This window comes from Armatimonadota bacterium (assembly GCA_016869025.1).
In the GTDB taxonomy this organism is placed as follows: domain Bacteria; phylum Sysuimicrobiota; class Sysuimicrobiia; order Sysuimicrobiales; family Humicultoraceae; genus VGFA01.
On the sequence record VGFA01000001.1, the window covers coordinates 203031 to 220747 of the forward strand.

Genomic DNA, 17717 nt, shown 5'->3' on the forward strand with positions numbered 1-17717 from the left:
GGGATTCCAACAGGAGGTGAACGCTTGATGAAGACGCATCTGCGGTGCCTGCGCGGCGTCCTCGCCGTGGCGGTGATTCTGGTTGTTGCAGGCGTGCTCGCCGCGCCAGCCCCGCTGGTCGCGCAGCCGGTCAACCCGATTGCGACCGGCCGTGCCGGGATGGTGGCCACGGCCACCCCGCTGGCCACCGAGATCGGCCTTGAGATCCTCCAGCAGGGCGGCAACGCGGTAGACGCAGCGGTCGCCGCCGCGTTCGCGCTAGGGGTGGCCGAGCCGAATGCCTCGGGGCTGGGTGGCGGAGGGTTTATCCTCATCCGTTTTGCCCGCACAGGTGAGACCGTCTACATAGACTACCGTGAGGTGGCGCCCGGTGCCGCCAGGCCGGACATGTACCTTGACCCGGATGGGCGCGTAAGGCCCGGCTCCACCACGGTCGGCCACTTGGCCGTGGCCGTACCCGGCACGCTGGCAGGCCTGCACATGGCGCTCACGCGCTACGGCACGATGTCGCTGAAGCAGGTGATGGCGCCGTCCATATCCCTCGCGGAACGCGGCTACACCGTCACGAAGACGCTGAGCGGGATGATGCAGGACAACCTGGACAAGCTCAATCGGTTCCCCGCTGCCGCAGCGATCTACACGAAGAGAGGCCTGCCCTACGACCCGGGCAGCCGCCTCGTGCTGAGCGACCTGGCCGCCACCTACCGGCTGATCGCCTCTGCGGGACCGACCGTGTTCTACGAGGGTGAGATCGCAGACGCCATCGTGGCCGAGGTGAAGCGCGGTGGAGGCATCATCACGAAGGCCGACCTGGCCGGCTACCGCCCGAAGGTGCGCGTCCCGGTGCGCTCGACCTACCGCGGATACGAGATCATCTCAAGCCCGCCACCCAGTTCGGGCGGCACGCACGTTATCCAGGCGCTCAACATACTCGAGGGCTACGACATGGCCGGGCTCGGTTTTCAGACCCCGGCGGCCCTGCACGTCACGATCGAAGCGCTGAAGCGCTCGTTCGCCGATCGCGGGCGCTACATGGCCGACCCGGACTTCGTCCCGGTCCCCGTCGCCGGTCTGCTCTCGAAGGACTATGCGGCAGCGCTGCGCAGGACCATAGACCTGAATCGGGCCTCGCCCAGCGTCGCGCCCGGCAACCCAGAACCCTACGGGAAGTCGGCCAACACCTCGCACATCTCGGTGGTGGACCGCGAGGGCAACATGGTTGCGCTCACGCAGACCATCAACTACTTCTTCGGCTCGGGCGTGTTGGTGCCCGGTACCGGGATTCTCCTGAACAACGAGATGGACGACTTCGTGCCCGTCCCCGGCTCTGCCAACTCGGTGCAGCCGGGGAAACGGCCGCTCTCCAGCATGGCGCCCACCCTGGTGCTGAGGGAGGGGCGGCCGTTCATGACGGTGGGCTCGCCCGGCGCCACCCGCATCATCTCCGCCCTGGCGCTGATCATAATGAACATCGTGGACTACAAGATGGACATCCAGAGCGCGATCGAAGCGCCACGCATTCACGCCATGACGCGTGACGTGTTCGTGGAAGGGCGCATCCCTCCAGACGTGCGCGCGGCGCTTGCTGCCATGGGCCACCCGATTGTACTCCGCGGCCCCATGGACCTCTACTTTGGCGGCGCGCAGGGGATCGTGATGGCGCCCAACGGCGTCCTGTTTGGCGGCGCGGACCCGCGCCGCGACGGCTTCGCCAAGGGGTTCTGGTTCTAGGCGCATCAGGCCTCGGGATGGCCGTCCATCCAGCAGTGATCCTGGCCGCCATGGCGGGGGTGTTCGCCGTGGCGGCCCTCGTCCTCAGGTGGCCGGTGGGTCTTTCGCTGGCCCTGGGGGCGGTAGCCGGGACACTCCTGGGGGGCGAAGGCGTGCCCGTAAGGCACCTTGTCGAGGGCAGCTTCGGCTTCCTGGACGTGACCATAATGATCGCCTCGGCGATGATCTTCATGAAGGTCCTCCAGCGCAACGGGCTGCTGGAGACCCTGGGCCGGCAGATCCTGGATGCCTTCCGCGGGCGCCCCTCGCTGCTGCTGGTCGCGCTGATGCTGTTCATCATGTTCCCAGGCATGATGACCGGGTCGTCGAGCGCCTGCGTGTTCACCACCGGAGCGATCGCTGCTCCGGTACTCCTCGCGATGGGCATCCCATCCGAGCGGACCGCGGCCATCATCGCCATGGGCGCGCTGCTGGGAATGGTGGCCCCTCCGGTGAACATCCCCGCGATGATCATCGGCGGTGGGGTTGACATGCCGTACGTCGGCTTCACGCTTCCGCTGTTGGTGCTGACCGTGCCGCTGGCGGTGCTGTTCGTGTTGCTGCTGGGCCGGCGCTACGTTGCGGCCTCGGATCAGGTTCCCGCCGACCGCCTACCGGGTTCGCACTACGCGCGGCTCGGCCCGCGTCTCTACCTGCCGCTGCTGGTGGTGGGGGTCTTCATGATCGGACCAAAGGCCACGCGGGTGGTCCCCGATCTGGGGCTTCCGCTCGTGTTCCTGCTGGGCGCGGTAACCGGCGCGGTCACAGGGCTGCCGATACGCCCGGTGCAGGTCGCGCGGGAGGCGGTGCACGAGGCGCTGCCTGTGATGGGCATCCTCATGGGCGTCGGCATGTTCATCCAGATCATGGCGCTTACCGGCGCAAGGGGAGCCGTTGTAATCGCGGCCCTGGCGCTGCCATCGGTGCTGCTGTTCGCTGCCGTCGCCGTGGCAATGCCCGCTTTCGGCGCCGTCTCGGCGTTTGGGTCGGCGTCGGTGCTAGGCGTGCCGTTCTTCCTGGCCCTGCTTGGGCGCAACGGGATTGTGGTTGGCTCCGCGCTCTCGCTCATCGCCGGTCTCGGCGATCTGATGCCGCCTACCGCGCTGGCCGGGATCTTCGCCGCGCAGGTCGTGGGGCTGCCCGGCTATTTCGGTGTCCTGCGCCGGTGCCTGGTGCCGGCGGTCATAGTGGCAGGGGTGGGGATCGCGGCCCTGGTGTGGGCCAACCCGCTGGCCAAGGTGCTGGGGTTGTGATCACCTGGGTCTATCGCGGGATCGTCCTCCTGGTGCTGGTCCTGGTGGCACTCGACCTCTTCGGTGAGCGCGACCGCCGCAAGCAACTGGTAGCCGTCATCGTGCTAGTGCCGCTGGTGCTGCGGCTGCTGATGCTGAAATGAACCCAAGAAGTGGTCTGACAGATACCCGGACGCGCCTGTGGGCTATGGGGCTGGCGCTCGCCGGCCTTGTCGTGGCCGGGACCGCCGCGTCCGCATTCGAGCGCATGCGCCGAACAGAGCCGATCATCCCCGGGTCCGGTGTGACCAGGCAGAGCACGCTGGCCGCCTACGAGCATTCGCTGGAGCAGACCTCTGCCGACACCGAGGTCTTCTTCATGGACGGCGGCCAGCCCGGCGGCGTCGTGCTGGTGCTTGGCGGGACGCATCCCAACGAGCCCGCAGGTCTCCTGACGGCAGTGCTTCTGGTGGAGCGGGCGCGCGCAGCGTCAGGCCGGCTGATCGTGGTTCCGCGCGCCAACGGCAGCGGGTTCACGCACAACGATCCCCAGGAGGGCGCTCCTCAGACGTTCGAGATCGCAACGCGGGGCGGCCCACGCTCCTTCCGGTTCGGCTCCCGCAACACCAACCCCGTGGACCAGTGGCCTGATCCCGACGTGTACGTCCATGCCTCATCCGGACAGCGCCTCTCGGGCACCGAGGTGCGCAACCTCAACCGGGCCTTCCCAGGGCGGGCGGACGGCACCTTCACCGAGCGGATAGCACTGGCCATTGCCACGCTCGTCCGGCAGGAGCAGGTGGATCTGGTCATTGATCTCCACGAGGCTTCACCGGAATACCCGGTTATCAATGCCATTGTTGCGCACGAGCGGGCGATGCCGCTGGCCGCAGGGGTGTTGCTCGAGATGCAGATGGCGGGAATCCAGATCTCGCTGGAGGCATCGCCTGCCACCCTGCGCGGCCTCAGCACCCGCGAGCTGGGCGACCATACGCCGACGCTGGCGGTCCTGCTGGAGACCCCTAATCCTGCCCAGGGCCGCATCAGGGGCCGGACGAGCTCTGCACTGGTCGTGGGGGGACGTGATGCCGTCTACGAGCGCGCCGCCCGCGCCAGGCGGCTCTTCGTGCCCTTCGACGCGACCGGGTGGCCGATTGAGGCGCGCGTCGGCCGGCACGCGGTGGGAGTCGTGCTCTTTGCCCGCCTGCTGGGTGATGCCAGGCCGGGCCGCGGTGTGGTCGTCGAGGGCGTTCCAGAGGTCGCGTCGCTCCGGCGCGACGGCCTGGGAGCATATCTGCAGCCGCCCAGGTAGCCGGCGAGCCGCGACGCCCTAGGGCTTCTAGGGTCCGGAACCGATGCAGCCGGTGCGGCCGGCTGGTACCGTCAAGCTGGATGAGTGCCCCGTCTAGACCCGCAGGCACCTATGACCCAAGGAGGCGATCTCTGTGGGATCCGTGAAGTTCACCCGAGAGGAAGCACTTGAGTACCACTCCCAAGGCCGTCCAGGCAAGATAGCGATCACCCTCACCAAGCCTTGCGCCACGCAGCGTGACCTGACGCTCGCCTACACCCCGGGCGTGGCCGAGCCGGTACGCGCGATCCACGCCGAGCCGCTCGACGCGTTCAAGTACACCAACAGGGGCAACCTGGTCGCCGTCATCAGCAACGGCACCGCGATTCTGGGTCTGGGCAACCTGGGTCCTTTGGCCAGCAAGCCGGTCATGGAAGGGAAGGCGCTGCTGTTCAAGCGGTTCGCGGACGTGGACGCCTTCGACATCGAGATCGATGCCACGAGCGCGGAGGAGATCATTGCCGTCTCGCGCGCGCTGGCCCCGACGCTGGGGGGCATCAACCTGGAGGACATCAAGGCCCCCGAGTGCTTTGAGGTCGAACGGCGGCTCATTGAGGAGTTGGATATCCCGGTCTTCCACGACGACCAGCACGGCACCGCCATCATCACCGGGGCGGCGGTGCTCAACAGCCTGGAGATCACAGGCAAGCGGATCGAGGAGATCCGGTGCGTGATCAGTGGAGCCGGCGCTTCGGCGATCGCCTCCGGTGAGTTTTTCGTGCTTCTGGGAATGAGGCGGGAGCACATCACCTTGGTGGACACCAAGGGGGTTGTCTACAAGGGCCGGACCGAGGGGATGAACCCCTACAAGGAACGGTTCGCCGTCAAGACCAAGGCCCGTACCCTGGCCGATGCCATGGTGGGCGCCGACATGTTCTTCGGCCTTTCGGCGAAGGGGCTCGTCACGCGCGAGATGGTCAAGAGCATGGCTCCCAACCCCATCATCTTCCCCATGGCCAACCCCGACCCAGAGATCCCCTACGACGAGGCGCGCGCGGAGCGGCCCGACGCCATTGTGGGCACCGGCCGGTCCGACTTCCCCAATCAGGTCAACAACGTGCTGGGCTTCCCGTTCATCTTCCGCGGCGCGCTGGACGTGCGGGCCAGCAAGATCAACGAGGAGATGAAGCTGGCCGCGGCGCGGGCGCTGGCTGCCCTGGCCAAGGAGGAGGTGCCCGACAGCGTGCTACGCTCCTACGGGCTCACCACCCTCCAGTTCGGGCAGGAGTACGTCATACCGAAGCCCAACGATCCGCGCGTTGCGCTCTGGGTGGCCCCGGCGGTGGCCGAGGCGGCCATGAGGACCGGGGTGGCCCGTGTCACGGTGGACCTGGCGAAGTATCGCGATGAGCTGGCCTGCCGGCTCGTGCCGGGCTATGAGGTTATGGGATCGGTTGTGCGGCAGGCGCAGGTCTCCCCGCGCCGGATCGTCTTTTCCGAAGGCGAAGACCCGCGCATCGTCCGGGCCGCGGCCGTGGTCAAGAAGGACGGAATCGGGCACCCGATCCTCCTGGGGCGCGAGGATGTGATCCGTGCGCGCATGGAGGAGATACGCGTGACCGTTCCCCTGGAGATCGTGGACCCCGAGCGGTCGCCGCTGCGCGAGTCGTATGCCGACGCGCTGTTCCGTCTGCGCCAGCGCAAGGGCGTTACCTGCCGCGAGGCCTTCGAGGAGATCGTCCGTCCCAACATCTTCGGCACTATGATGGTCCGCAATGGCGACGCGGACGCGTTCGTGGCGGGCGTCACCTACAACTACCCGGACGTGATCCGGCCCGCGCTCCAGATCATCGGGGTGGCGCCGGGTGTGTCCAGGGCCTCAGGGCTCTACATTGTCCTCAAGGAAGGGAAGGTATACTTGTTTGCCGATCCGACGGTGAACATCGTGAGCACGTCCGAGGATCTGGCCGACATCGCCATCATGGCCGCGGAGCGCGCGGTTGACCTGGGCATCACCCCGCGCGTGGCCATGCTCTCGTTCTCCAGCTTCGGCTCCACGCGCCACCCGCTCTCGGAGAAGGTCCGCCAGGCGGTGGAGTTCGTGCGCGCGCGGCGTCCGGACCTCGCGGTTGACGGCGAGATGATGGTGGACACCGCGCTGGTTCCCGCCCTGCGCGAGGCCGACTACCCGTTCTCGACGCTGCGCGGGGAAGCCAACATACTGGTCTTCCCCAGCCTGGAGGCGGCCAACATTGCGTACAAGCTGATGCAGCACCTGGGCGGCGCCACCGTCATCGGCCCCATCCTCATGGGGATGGCCAAGTCGGTCCACGTGCTGCCGCGGGGTGCGGAGGTCAGCAGCATCATTGACATGGCCGCGGTGGCCGTGGTGGACGCCCAGGCAATCGAGCGGAGGAACTCGCGCCACGCGGCGAGCTGAGCCGCCGGCCGCGCGCCGCTACCTGGTGCGCTCCGGCTCCCAGCCGTAAACGGGAAGGATGTCTACCGGCGCGTAGTCATCGGTGAGAACCGGGACATCGTCGGTGGACACCTTGTTTTCATAGAGGTCTCTCGCGTAACGGTCGAGGGGAAGGCGCACCCGCCCCTCCGCGCGCAGGCGCCGCGCGATCGCCGTGATCTCTCCGCTGGTCATCCCTGCCCGCGCGCTCGCCACCAGGATGATCGTACGGATCTCGGTAGGGTTGCGGTCCAGGCCGAACGCGGTGGGGAACGGGTACAGCCCTGGGAAGACCCTGCCGTAGGTCTTGTATAGCGCGCGAAATAGCCGGCTCTGGGGGCCATCCAGCGCGCCGATGATGTTGGAGACGACTATGCCGCCTGGCGCGAGCCGGGTGCGGACCATCTCTAGGAACTCCCGGGTGGCCAGGTGAAAAGGGATGCCCTCGGCAAAGTAGGCGTCCAGGATGATCAGGTCGTACTTCGCCTCGCTGCGGCGGAGGAACACGCGGCCGTCCTGGATGACGATGCGGTGGCGCCCGTCCTCCTTGACCTCAAAGAACCGTTTGGCCACCTCAGCCACCGCTGGGTCGAGCTCGATGCTGTCCACGCTGACGTCGGCGTAGTCGCGTGTGAACCGCTTTGGAATAGAGCCGGCGCCCAGCCCGATGATCAGCACACGCCTCATTGCCGGGTGGAAGGCGTGGGCCAGGTGCGCGTACGACGTGTACAGAAACGGGCTCTCGAATGGGTCGCGCAGGACCATCCCACCCTGGAACGATCGGTTGAACCGGAGGTAGCGGTTGAGGCCGTCCTCCGTGACGCTGATCTGATGGTAGACGCTGTCCTTCTCGTAGAGCACGCGCGAGACCGGGAGCTTGATCGGCGCTCCCTGTAGCGGGGATGTGGCAGAGAGGGCCAGGATCAACACCGCGACCCCCAGGGCAGGGCGGATCAGCCGCTCGTGCGCTGCGACCAGCATGCCCGCCAGTGCCAGCAGCGTGCCTCCCAACAGGTAGAGGATTGCCCGTACTCCCATGGCTGGGATCAGGAAGAAGGCGGTGCCTACGGTCCCGGCGATGCTGCCGGCGGTCGAGAGCGCGTAGAGCACTCCCGCTTTGGAGCCGACGGTGCTGAGGTCTCTCGCGACCAGTTTGATCGCAAACGGTGACGTCATCCCCATCAGTACGCTGGGCATCGCGAAGAGCACGATCGAGGCAAGCATGGGGTTCAGCCGCGGCCCCAGGTCCCACGCGTCGAACGCCAGCAGAATTGGGCGTGCCGCCACCGTAAGCGCCAGTATGGTCAGGCCCGCAAGCATGAGCAGGCCGGCTAGCACAGCCGGCCTGGGCCACCTGTCGGCCATCGTGCCGCCAAGGTAGTAGCCCAGACTCAACGCGCCCAGGAAGATGCTTATCAATCCGCCCCATACGAACACGGAGCTGCCAAAGAAAGGTGCGATCAGCCGGCTGCCCACGATCTCGAGACCCATCAGCACTGCGCCGCTGCCGAACACGACGATGCGGAGTACCACCGAGACGCCTCCTGTCTTGTGGAGATGGTCCTTTTCTTCGCGCTGATCTGCGAGCGGGCCTTCTGCCGCGGATGCAGGGTTGCTATACTTCGGGAGGATTCCAACCGATGAGTCTACCCCGCCGAACGAAGATCGTGGCCACACTCGGGCCTGCATCGCAGTCACCCGAGGTCCTCCGAGGCATGCTTGCGGCCGGTGTGAACGTGGTGCGCCTGAACTTCTCCCACGACACGCCCGACGAGCACGCGCACCGCCTCAAGTCGGCACGCCGTGCCGCCGGCGAGATAGGAGCGCCGCTTGGCGTGCTGGTGGACCTGCCAGGAGCCAAGATCCGCGTCGGGGACCTGCCCGGTGGAGCGGTTGACCTGGCCGCGGGCGACGAGGTCGTTCTGTGCGCGGGCACCACGGCGGACGAGGGTACGATTCCCGTGGACTACGCGCACCTGGCAGACGACGTGCGCCCCGGCCAGCACATCTTCATGCAGGATGGGGAGCTGGACCTGGTGGTTGGCCGCGTGGTCGCGGGCCGGGTGCACTGCACCGTCGAGTTCGGGGGGCGGCTGCGCGAGCACGCTGGCGTGAACCTGCCCGGCGCCCGGCTCAGCATGCCGGTCGTCACCGAGGACGACCTGATTGCCCTTGGCTGGGGAATGGCCCACGGCGTGGACTTCGCCGGCCTGTCGTTCATCGAAAGCGCGGACGACGTCGAGCAGGTCCGGCGGTGGATCGAGGATCGTGGTGGGGCCATTCGGCTCGTGGCCAAGATCGAGCGGCGCCGCGCCTTGGACAAGCTCGAGGAGATCGTCCTCGCCTCCGACGGGATAATGATCGCCCGGGGCGACCTGGCTGTGGAGACCTCGATTGAGGAGGTCCCGGTGGTCCAGAAGGCGATCATCGGTCTATGCAACAGGCACGGGAAGCCGGTCATCACCGCCACGCAGATGCTGGAGAGCATGGTGGTCCGCCCGCGGCCAACGCGGGCCGAGGCCGCGGATGTCGCCAACGCGGTGTTCGACGGCACCGACGCGCTGATGCTCTCGGGTGAGACGGCCATCGGACGGCATCCGGTCGGGTCCGTCGCGACGATGGCCACCATCGCGGCCCGGGCCGAGGAAGCGCTGCCATACGAGCATCTCTTGTTCAGGCACACGCGCGAACGGGTGGGCGAGTCGGGCGAGGCCATCGCGCTGGCCGCCTGCCAGGCCGCGGAGGCGATCGGTGCCGCCGCCATCGTCGCTGCGACCGGCTCCGGCAGCACCGCGCGTCGGGTATCGCGGTTGCGTCCGCGACGTCCGATCGTCGCGGTAACGCACACCGCTGAGACGCTGCGGCAGCTCTCGCTCACTTGGGGTGTTTGGCCGGTGCTGGTTGAGCAGATCGGCGACATTGACACGCTGATCGCGCGCGGCGTAAGGGCGGCGGTCGAGCTCGGCATCGCGCGGCCCGGCGATCAGGTGGTGGTGACGGCCGGGGTTCCGATAGGCCAGCCAGGGACGACCAACTTCCTCAAGGTCGTGAAAGTTGAGGGCTAACAGGTTGAGGGCTAGCAGGTTGAAGGCCAACAGGAGGTAGCACGATGGCATTTGTGGTGGACCTGGAGCAAACCTTCCCCCGGCGCTCCGTGCCGGCAGGCGCGGACATCGGGGACTGGGCGCAGATCGAACCCTTGTTCCGGCGCCTGCTTGATGCAAGTCCCGACTCACCCGGGTCGCTCGAGCGATGGTTGGAGGATGCCAGTGAGCTCGGTTCCGTCATCCACGAGGAGGGGACCCGCCGGTACGTGGCGATGACCTGCCAGACCGACGATCCGGTCCGCGAGCAGGCATATCTCTTCTTCATCGAGCAGATCGTGCCACGGGTGAAGCCGCTTTCACACGCCCTAGACGAGGCCTATCTGCAATCGCCACACCGTGCGGCGCTGCCGGCCCGGTACGCGCTGCTGGATCGCCTGATTACCAACCGCGTGTCGCTGTTCCGAACCGAGAACGTGCCGCTTGAGACCGAGGAGGCGAAGCACAAGCAGCAATACCAGAAGGTCATGGGTGCAATGACGGTCGTCTTCCAGGGAAAGGAACACACCCTGCAGCAGATGGCGCGCTACCTGGAGGAGACCGACAGGTCGGTGCGCCAGGAGGCCTGGGAGCTCGTAGCCCGGCGCCGCCTGGAGGACCGCGACCGGCTGGAGGACCTCTTCGACCAGCTCCTGGCGCTGCGCGTCCAGATCGCACAGAACGCCGGGTGCGCCGACTACCGGGAGTTTGCGTTCCGGCAGCGTGAGCGTTTCGACTACACCCCGGCGGACTGTTTGCGATTCCACGAGGCCGTCGAGGAGACCGTGCTACCACTCGTCCGGCGATTGCGCTCCGAGCGGAGGCAGACGCTGGGGCTCGCCGCGCTGAGGCCGTGGGATCTCGAGGTGGATCCGCTGGGCCGGCCGCCGCTTCGGCCGTTTGAGACATCCGAGCAACTGACCTCTGGTGTGGAGCAGATCTTCGCGGCCGTGGCCCCCGAGCTGGGGGAGCAGTTCCGCTTTCTGCGGAACGCGTCCCTGCTGGACCTGGACAGCCGGAAGGGCAAGGCACCCGGAGGGTACCAGAGCACGCTGCACGAACGGCGCGTGCCGTTCATCTTCATGAACGCCGTGGGGATGGACGGCGACCTGCGCACCCTGCTCCACGAGGGCGGACACGCGTTTCACATGCTGGCCGCCCGTACCGATCCGATCATGGACTACAGGGACGCTCCCCTGGAGTTCGCCGAGGTCGCCTCGATGGGGATGGAGATGCTGGCCAGCCCGTACCTGGGTGTGTTCTACACGGCACCGGAAGAGGCGCGGCGCGCTTTCCGCGAGCAGCTGGAGCGCACCGTGCTCATCTTTCCCTGGGTGGCCACGATTGACGCCTTCCAGCACTGGATCTACACGCACCCGCAGCACTCGCGCGAGGAGCGGCGAGCGGAGTGGACGCGCCTCCTTGTGCGATTCGCTCCCGAGGTGGACTTCGGCGGGTACCAGGAGGTGGCGGACTACCTGTGGCACAGGCAGTTGCACCTGTTCCAGGTCCCGTTCTACTACATCGAGTACGGGATCGCGCAGATGGGTGCCCTGCAGGTGTGGCTGCGGGCGCGGGCCGACCGGGTCGGTGCGATTCGCAGGTACCGCGAAGCGCTGGCCTTGGGCGGCAGCCAGCCCCTGCCCGCGCTCTTTCAGGCGGCCGGCGCCGAGTTCGGCTTCTCCGCCCGCGTGATGGCGCCGCTGATGGCGGCACTTGCCGAAGCGCTCGACGAAAGCCGCCAGGCCGGTTGAGCTATTCGTCCTGCTTGAGCCCATTCAGGAGGGCGCGCCAGGCATCGGCGCGCCTTCCCGGGATCAGCGGCTCGTAGGAGGCGATCCGGTCTATGAGCCCGCCGTACTCCTGTCTCAACCGGGCTGCCACCTCGTCCGGAGGGCCCCAGAGCGCACACGCCTCGAGCATCTCGTCCGGAATCTGCCCGGGCATCTCCTGCCATCTGCCCTGCGCCGCGAGCCGGCTCAACTGCTCTCCGGCCTCACCCCAGCCGTGCAGGTCGAGCACGGGCCGGTAGGCGGGCGTGGAGGCATAGAAGGAGAGGTGCTGGCGGATCTCCGCGAGGCCGGTGGATACCTCGGCCGCAGTACCGGTGGCGACGAGGACGCTGCTGGCGATGCTGAACTCCTGGCGCGGGCGGCCGCGGCGCGACAGGCCTGCCTCGATCGCGGGCACGACCACCTCGCTGAGATAGCGGCGTGTGTGGAATGGGTGCACATGGAAACCGTCGGCCACCTCGCCGGCCAGGCGGCACATCCGAGGACCGACGCCCGCGACTTCGATCCGCAGCCCGGATGGCGCAGGACCCGGGGGCGTAAAGAACGGCGTCATGAGCGAGAGAGCGAAGTACCTGCCGCGGTAGTTCAACGGCCGCCGTTCGCTCCAGGCCGCCCACACTTCGCGAATGGCTGCAACCACCTCTCGCAGCTTGGGCGCGGGCGGATCCCAGGGCATCCCAAACCGCCGCGTGATGTGCGCCTTGACCTGAGTGCCCAGGCCCAGCACGAACCGGCCGCCGGAAAACTGGGCCAGATCCCACGAGGTGTACGCCAGGGTGGTAGGGCTGCGGGTGAAGGCAAGCGCTATGGCTGTGCCCAACGTGATCCTGGATGACGATGCGGCCGCTACGCCCAGCCCGACGAATGGATCGTGGTCGGTCTCGGCCGTCCACAGTCCATCGAACCCCAGACGCTCCGCCTCCTGGGTGATGGCTGGGATCTCGGTCAGTGACTTGTAGACCAGGCGCGTGTCAACCAGCATGGGAGCCTCCTGATGCGTGAATCCCGACCCAGCAGCATTCACCGCCCGGGCAGGAGTTCCCCTGCCGACGACGAAACATGAGGTCTTACGGGAGAGGCCGGAGGGCAGGAACGCATAGGGGAGGGTGGTCGGCGCACTCAACACGGTGCTGCATGCGCGTGAGCGCGCTGTGGATCCTGGTGGCTGTTCTGGCAGCGGCATCGCCCGCCGCAGGGCAGCCCGCAATACGGGTTGTTGTCAACGGGTCGCCGGTCTCGCTGACCGCGCCTGCGATGATGCAGGCCGGTCAGGTGATGATCCCGGCGACGCGCGCATTTGAGGCCTTCGGAGCCGCGGCGGTCTGGCAGCCCGCGGAAAAGACGGTTCTGGTAACCAACCGCACGGGCCGCATCGTTCAGATGCGGGTCGGTGATCCGGTGGCGCTCGTGGACGGCCAGGCCAGGCCCCTGCCCGTGGCCCCCGTGCTCATCGGAGGGCACCCTTTCGTACCGGCGCAGTTCACCTTCGCGGCTCTCGGCGCATGGGTCCGATTTGACGAGGCCGATCGCACGCTCCACGTCGCCTCCCAGATCATGGCGATCGCCGTCAAACGTGGCGGCGGCGCGATCAGGGTTGTTCTGGATGCCACCGGCCCGCTGCAGGCCCAGATGCGCACGCTCCTGGAGCCGGACCGCCTGGTGGTGGACCTGCACGGCGGTGCGTTCAGGCCGCCGGATCAGGACCTTCCGGTGGGAGAGGCGGGTGTAGTGCGCGTCCGCGCCGCGCAGTTCCAGATCAAACCGTACATCACGCGCGTCGTCTTCGATCTGCGCGAGCCAGTGGAGGCGCGGACGGTTGCCGCCGCGGACTCGTTTGAGTTCGCGATAGAGGTACGGCCGCGCGGACAGGCCCCGACGGTGCAGGCCCCGGTTCCCCAGCCGGCCGCCAGCCCGCCGCCCGTAACCGTTCCAGTTCCTCCGCCGGCCGCTGCTCCCTCGCCTGTCCCTGCTCCGGTCCCACCTCCAGCCGCCGCTCCCTCGCCTGTCCCTGCGCCTGAGGCGCTGCCCGAGCAGCCAGAGAACCCGGTCCTGCTACCTCCTGAGCCGTTGCCCGATGACGGCATCCCGCGGGTGCTTCAGGTGCGTGTTGAGCAGATGTCCGGGCGGTTTCGCGTGTTCATCGAGGGAACCATGCCTCTGGAGTACGCCGTGCGGGAGCTCCTGGAGCCAGACCGCCTGGTGGTTGACGTGGCCGGCGCGGTCTTCGTGCCGGTCAAGCAGGAGATCCCCGTGGCCGGACCCGTCGTGGCAGAGGTGCGGGCCGCGCAGTTTCAGGTGGATCCGAATGTCACCCGGGTGGTCGTGGAGCTCCGGCGCAAGACGGCATACACCGTTACCTCCGCCTCCGCAGACGGCAGCGTGCTCGTCGTGGAGATCCTCGAGCCGGCGTTGCGCGCGCATGTCGTGGCCATTGACGCCGGGCATGGCGGCCGTGATCCAGGGGCGATCGGCCCCACCGGCCTGTACGAGAAGGAAGTGGTGCTCGACGTGGCGCTGCGCGTCCGCGAGCTGCTGGTGCGCAGCGGCGTGCGCGTCATAATGACACGGGAGACCGATACCTTCGTCGAGCTGGCCGATCGGTCGCGCCTTGCCAAGGCCCAGGGCGCGACCGCGTTCGTGAGCATTCACGCCAACGCCTCGACCCGGCCGTCGGCCAGCGGGTCAGAGACATACTATCTGACCCCTCAGAGTCTGGTGCTGGCGCAGATGATGCAGGAAGAGCTGGGGAAGATACCGGGACTGGCCAACCGCGGTGTGCGCACGGCGAACTTCCAGGTGCTGCGCGAGAACGACGTGCCCGCGGTTCTGGTTGAGGTCGCGTACCTGTCCAACGTTGACGAGGAAGCCAGGCTGCGCGCCGCTGCCTTCAGGCAGCGCCTGGCCGAGGCGGTCGCGCGTGCCGTGCACCGATTCCTCGTGATATACCCGGTGCCGGCAAGCTGATCAGGACACCCCAAGGAGCGACCCATGCCGCGACCTGATGGCCGCGCCGCCGACGAGTTGCGGCCGATTGAGATAGCGCGGAACTTCATCCCTCACGCCGAGGGATCGGTGCTCATCACGCTTGGCCAGACGCGCGTCGTGTGCACCGCCACCGTCGAGGAACGCCTGCCGCCGTGGCTGCGCGGTGCAGGCCAGGGTTGGATCACCGCGGAGTACGGCATGTTGCCCCGCTCGACGCACGAGCGGACCCCGCGCGATCCTGGACGCCAGGGCGGAAGGGCGCAGGAGATCCAGAGACTGATCGGGAGGTCGCTGCGTTCGGCCGTGGAGCTGCAGAAGCTGGGGGATCGGACTATCACGGTGGACTGCGACGTGATCCAGGCCGACGGCGGCACGCGGACCGCCGCTATCACCGGCGCCATGGTGGCGCTGGTGGACGCGCTGGCCGTGCTGCGGCGCAGCGGCGCGCTGGGCTGGTGGCCGTTGCGCGAACTCGTGGCAGCCACGAGCGTGGGCATCGTGGAGAACGAGGTCCGGCTGGACCTGGCCTACGCCGAGGACTCTCGGGCCCGCGTGGACCTCAACCTGGTAATGACCGACTCGGGCAACATGGTTGAGGTGCAGGGGACGGCTGAGGGTCTGCCCTACAGCCGGGGCGAGCTCCTGGCGATGCTGGCGCTGGGAGAGAAGGGGATACGCACGCTGATCGCGGCGCAGAAGGCCGCGCTCGGCGAAGTTCTTGCGGGGCGGCCGCGCTGACAGCCGAGATCGTGCTGGCCACGCGCAACCGCGGGAAGATCCGCGAACTGCGGGCTTTGCTCTCTGGCCTTCCGGTGCGCGTGCTAACCCTCGACGACTACCCTGAGATCCCGCCGCTGCCGGAAACCGGCGAGACCTTCGAGGCCAACGCGACCTCGAAGGCGACTCTCGTTGCCCGGCTGACCGGCCGGATCGCCCTGGCCGACGACTCGGGCCTTGAGGTGGACGCGCTGGGCGGCGCGCCCGGGGTTCACTCCGCGACCTTTCTGGGGCCGCACGCCACCGCGGCAGACCGGAACGCCTGGGTGCTGGAGCGTCTCAGGGGCGTCGCAGAGGACGCCCGCGCCGCGCGATTCCGGGCGGTGGTGGCCGTGGCCGCTCCTGACGGCGCGGTCCGGACATTCGAGGGGACATGCGAGGGCCTGATAGCCGACGCTCCCAGAGGCGCCGGTGGATTCGGATACGACCCGATCTTCTTCGTTCGGGAGTACGGCTGCACCATGGCAGAGCTCCCGGTGGAGTCCAAGAACGCGATCAGCCACCGTGCGCGGGCGTTCTGGGCCGCGCGCGACCACATAGCGTCCCTGGTTGGGGCCGGAGGGGGCTCCCTAGGGAAGTGGTCCCTGGGAATCGGCTCCTAGAGTATCGTCCCGGAGTCCCGCGCCAGCAGCGCCCGACGCGCCAGGGGCACCGGCGGCGCCCCAAGCCCGATCAGCCGGTCGTGGAACTCCCGCAGCGAAAAGGCCGCCCCGCGCTCGGCCCTGTAGTCGTCCCGCAACTTCCGGATGAGGAACTTGCCCAGCGTGTAGTTGAGGTATCCCGGATCGAATGTTCCGCGCACGGCCTCCCGGCCGGCGGTGAGCGGCTCCATGTAGGCGCGGTCCACGAACAGCCCGGTCGCCTGATCCACGGTCATCTCCCCGGCGTGCATCCTGATCGCGGCCAGATACCTGACCTGCCGCACCAGGGCTTCGGCGAGCTGGGCCAGGTGGAACCTGGGACTCCGGTCCACACCGGCGTCGAGCATCATCTCCTCGCAGTAGTGGGCCCATCCCTCTACGAACGAGTATGAGGTCAGCACCTTGGCGGCCATCGAGGGCGCGCGTCTGACGTGGAGGAAGTGCACGAAGTGGCCGGGGTAGGCCTCGTGGATGCTGACGTCTTTCAGCGTTGCGTAGTCGAACTTCGTCAGCCACTCCTCACGCTTCTCTTTGGACCAGCCCGGTTCCGGGGGGGTGACGTAGTAGTATGATTCGTTGGCCGTTTCCTCGAATGGCCCGGCGGAGTCCATCATGGCAAAGGCCCAGCGTGCAAACGGTGGTGTTTCCTCGACCAGAGGCCGCACGTCGCCAGGCACCGTCACGATCTCTTCCTCGATCAGGAAACGCCGGAGATCCTCCAGCATTGCCCGCGTCTCCGGGATCAGCGCCTCCTCTGCAGGATGCTCTCCGGCGATCATCGCCATGACCTCGCGCGGGTGCGCGCCAGGAGCGACGCGGCCAGCCACCTCTCGCACGCTTTCTGTCAGCCGGTCCAGCTCGGCCTCACCCAGGGCAACCAGGCGGTCGAGAGGCAGGTCCACCATCTCACCGCATCGCAGCAACGCCGCGAAGCCCGCTTCGCCGATTGCGAACTCACCGGTGGCGCGGTGTTTCTCCCCGGCGAGAAATGCCTCGAAGCTCCCGACGGCGGCCGTCGCCGCAGTACGGGCGATCTCGAACCGGTCGTGTAGCGGTGTGCCGGCTGCTCCCGCGGCTGCCCGCGCCAGGTCGCTGCCATAGAACGACCGATACCCGCCGTAGATCTCAAGCGCGGTCTCAACAATGGGCAAGGCCAGAGGCTCGCGCAGGTGTCCTCGTGCTTCGTCCAGAAAGCGGGGTATCTCCTCGAGGTGGCTGGTGAGCGACCGCAGCCGTTCTTGCAGCGGTGCGTAGTTGCGCTTCAGGTACGTGGTGATGTCCAGGGGAAAGCTCCACAGGACGGGATTCCTCTGGTGATCGCGTAGAATCTGGAACCGCAGCCGCTCCTGGGCGATCGCCTGGGTGATCAGGGTCGCATCGTGGGCAGCCAGTCATCAAGCGCAGGCCCAGAGTAGTCGCCTGCCCTCCCGTCGTAGGTGTGCAATCCCAGGCCGGCTGCGGTTGTGGGGTAGAACTCGAAGTAGGCGGTCAGGAATCCCTGCGCAACGCGCTCAAACGCCACATCCAGTGTCATGGAAGCTCCTTGGTATCGGCTCGCGAGGGGCTGACGCCCTCTTCTTCCGAAAGGAGGACAATCCCTCCAAGCACCTTTTGGCTTGCCTAAAGGCGGCATTTCAGGTACCCTAAGAATCCAGCGGGGACCTGATGGACACAGGCACCCTTGGAC

General features: G+C 67.5%; 12 protein-coding genes. 9 read left to right on the top strand and 3 right to left on the bottom strand.

Annotated elements, in window-relative coordinates; genetic code table 11:
* Window positions 1-48 precede the first annotated feature (48 nt).
* The 4 genes from ggt to FJX73_01045 all read left to right on the top strand — a co-directional run bounded on the left by ggt (window position 49) and on the right by FJX73_01045 (window position 6733).
* The gene (gene ggt, locus FJX73_01030) at window positions 49-1731 is read left to right on the top strand and encodes a gamma-glutamyltransferase (protein MBM3469368.1); all 1683 of its coding nucleotides are present in this window, start codon (window positions 49-51) and stop codon (window positions 1729-1731) included.
* Between the two features lie 17 nt (window positions 1732-1748).
* Window positions 1749-3023, top strand: a complete 1275-nt coding sequence (locus FJX73_01035) for a TRAP transporter large permease subunit (GenBank protein ID MBM3469369.1) — start codon at window positions 1749-1751, stop codon at window positions 3021-3023.
* A gap of 187 nt (window positions 3024-3210) precedes the next feature.
* Window positions 3211-4314, top strand: coding sequence for a succinylglutamate desuccinylase (locus FJX73_01040; protein MBM3469370.1), 1104 nt, complete (start codon window positions 3211-3213; stop codon window positions 4312-4314).
* A 142-nt stretch (window positions 4315-4456) separates the two neighbouring features.
* On the top strand, window positions 4457-6733 hold the full coding sequence (locus FJX73_01045; protein MBM3469371.1) for an NADP-dependent malic enzyme: 2277 nt from the start codon (window positions 4457-4459) through the stop codon (window positions 6731-6733).
* A gap of 18 nt (window positions 6734-6751) precedes the next feature.
* Here the strand turns inward: FJX73_01045 and FJX73_01050 are convergent, their stop codons facing one another.
* The gene (locus FJX73_01050; protein MBM3469372.1) at window positions 6752-8449 is read right to left on the bottom strand and encodes a spermine synthase; all 1698 of its coding nucleotides are present in this window, start codon (window positions 8447-8449) and stop codon (window positions 6752-6754) included.
* Between FJX73_01050 and pyk the strand changes: the two genes are divergently transcribed.
* Both pyk and FJX73_01060 read left to right on the top strand, forming a co-directional pair.
* Window positions 8356-9816, top strand: coding sequence for a pyruvate kinase (gene pyk / locus FJX73_01055; GenBank protein MBM3469373.1), 1461 nt, complete (start codon window positions 8356-8358; stop codon window positions 9814-9816). The two genes, FJX73_01050 and pyk, sit on opposite strands and share 94 nt — an antisense overlap.
* Before the next feature lie 44 nt (window positions 9817-9860).
* Entirely contained in the window at window positions 9861-11588 is a 1728-nt protein-coding gene (locus FJX73_01060) for a M3 family oligoendopeptidase (GenBank protein ID MBM3469374.1), read from the top strand.
* Between the two features lies 1 nt (window position 11589).
* Here FJX73_01060 and FJX73_01065 read toward each other — a convergent pair whose 3' ends face one another.
* A complete protein-coding gene (locus FJX73_01065) occupies window positions 11590-12609 on the bottom strand; it encodes a TIGR03617 family F420-dependent LLM class oxidoreductase (protein ID MBM3469375.1) in 1020 nt (339 codons plus the stop codon).
* A gap of 77 nt (window positions 12610-12686) precedes the next feature.
* Between FJX73_01065 and FJX73_01070 the strand changes: the two genes are divergently transcribed.
* Genes FJX73_01070 through FJX73_01080 form a run of 3 tightly spaced genes read left to right on the top strand, consistent with a single transcriptional unit; the run spans window position 12687 to window position 15991 of the window.
* Entirely contained in the window at window positions 12687-14591 is a 1905-nt protein-coding gene (locus FJX73_01070; GenBank protein ID MBM3469376.1) for an AMIN domain-containing protein, read from the top strand.
* A 24-nt stretch (window positions 14592-14615) separates the two neighbouring features.
* The gene (locus FJX73_01075) at window positions 14616-15350 is read left to right on the top strand and encodes a ribonuclease PH (protein MBM3469377.1); all 735 of its coding nucleotides are present in this window, start codon (window positions 14616-14618) and stop codon (window positions 15348-15350) included.
* Window positions 15347-15991 carry an XTP/dITP diphosphatase gene (locus FJX73_01080; GenBank protein ID MBM3469378.1) on the top strand — a complete coding sequence of 215 codons (645 nt, stop codon included), beginning with the start codon at window positions 15347-15349 and terminating at the stop codon, window positions 15989-15991. Before FJX73_01075 ends, FJX73_01080 begins: the two co-directional genes overlap by 4 nt.
* Here the strand turns inward: FJX73_01080 and FJX73_01085 are convergent.
* Window positions 15988-17421, bottom strand: coding sequence for a DUF885 domain-containing protein (locus FJX73_01085; protein ID MBM3469379.1), 1434 nt, complete (start codon window positions 17419-17421; stop codon window positions 15988-15990). The two genes, FJX73_01080 and FJX73_01085, sit on opposite strands and share 4 nt — an antisense overlap.
* Window positions 17422-17717 lie beyond the last annotated feature (296 nt).

Coding starts and splice junctions, on each gene's coding strand:
- FJX73_01035 (MBM3469369.1), top strand. CDS start 1,749: ATGGCCGTCCATCCAGCAGTGATCCTGGCCGCCATGGCGGGGGTGTTC.
- FJX73_01040 (MBM3469370.1), top strand. CDS start 3,211: ATGGGGCTGGCGCTCGCCGGCCTTGTCGTGGCCGGGACCGCCGCGTCC.
- pyk (MBM3469373.1), top strand. CDS start 8,356: ATGCAGGGTTGCTATACTTCGGGAGGATTCCAACCGATGAGTCTACCC.
- FJX73_01060 (MBM3469374.1), top strand. CDS start 9,861: ATGGCATTTGTGGTGGACCTGGAGCAAACCTTCCCCCGGCGCTCCGTG.
- FJX73_01065 (MBM3469375.1), bottom strand. CDS start 12,609: ATGCTGGTTGACACGCGCCTGGTCTACAAGTCACTGACCGAGATCCCA.
- FJX73_01070 (MBM3469376.1), top strand. CDS start 12,687: ATGAGGTCTTACGGGAGAGGCCGGAGGGCAGGAACGCATAGGGGAGGG.
- FJX73_01075 (MBM3469377.1), top strand. CDS start 14,616: ATGCCGCGACCTGATGGCCGCGCCGCCGACGAGTTGCGGCCGATTGAG.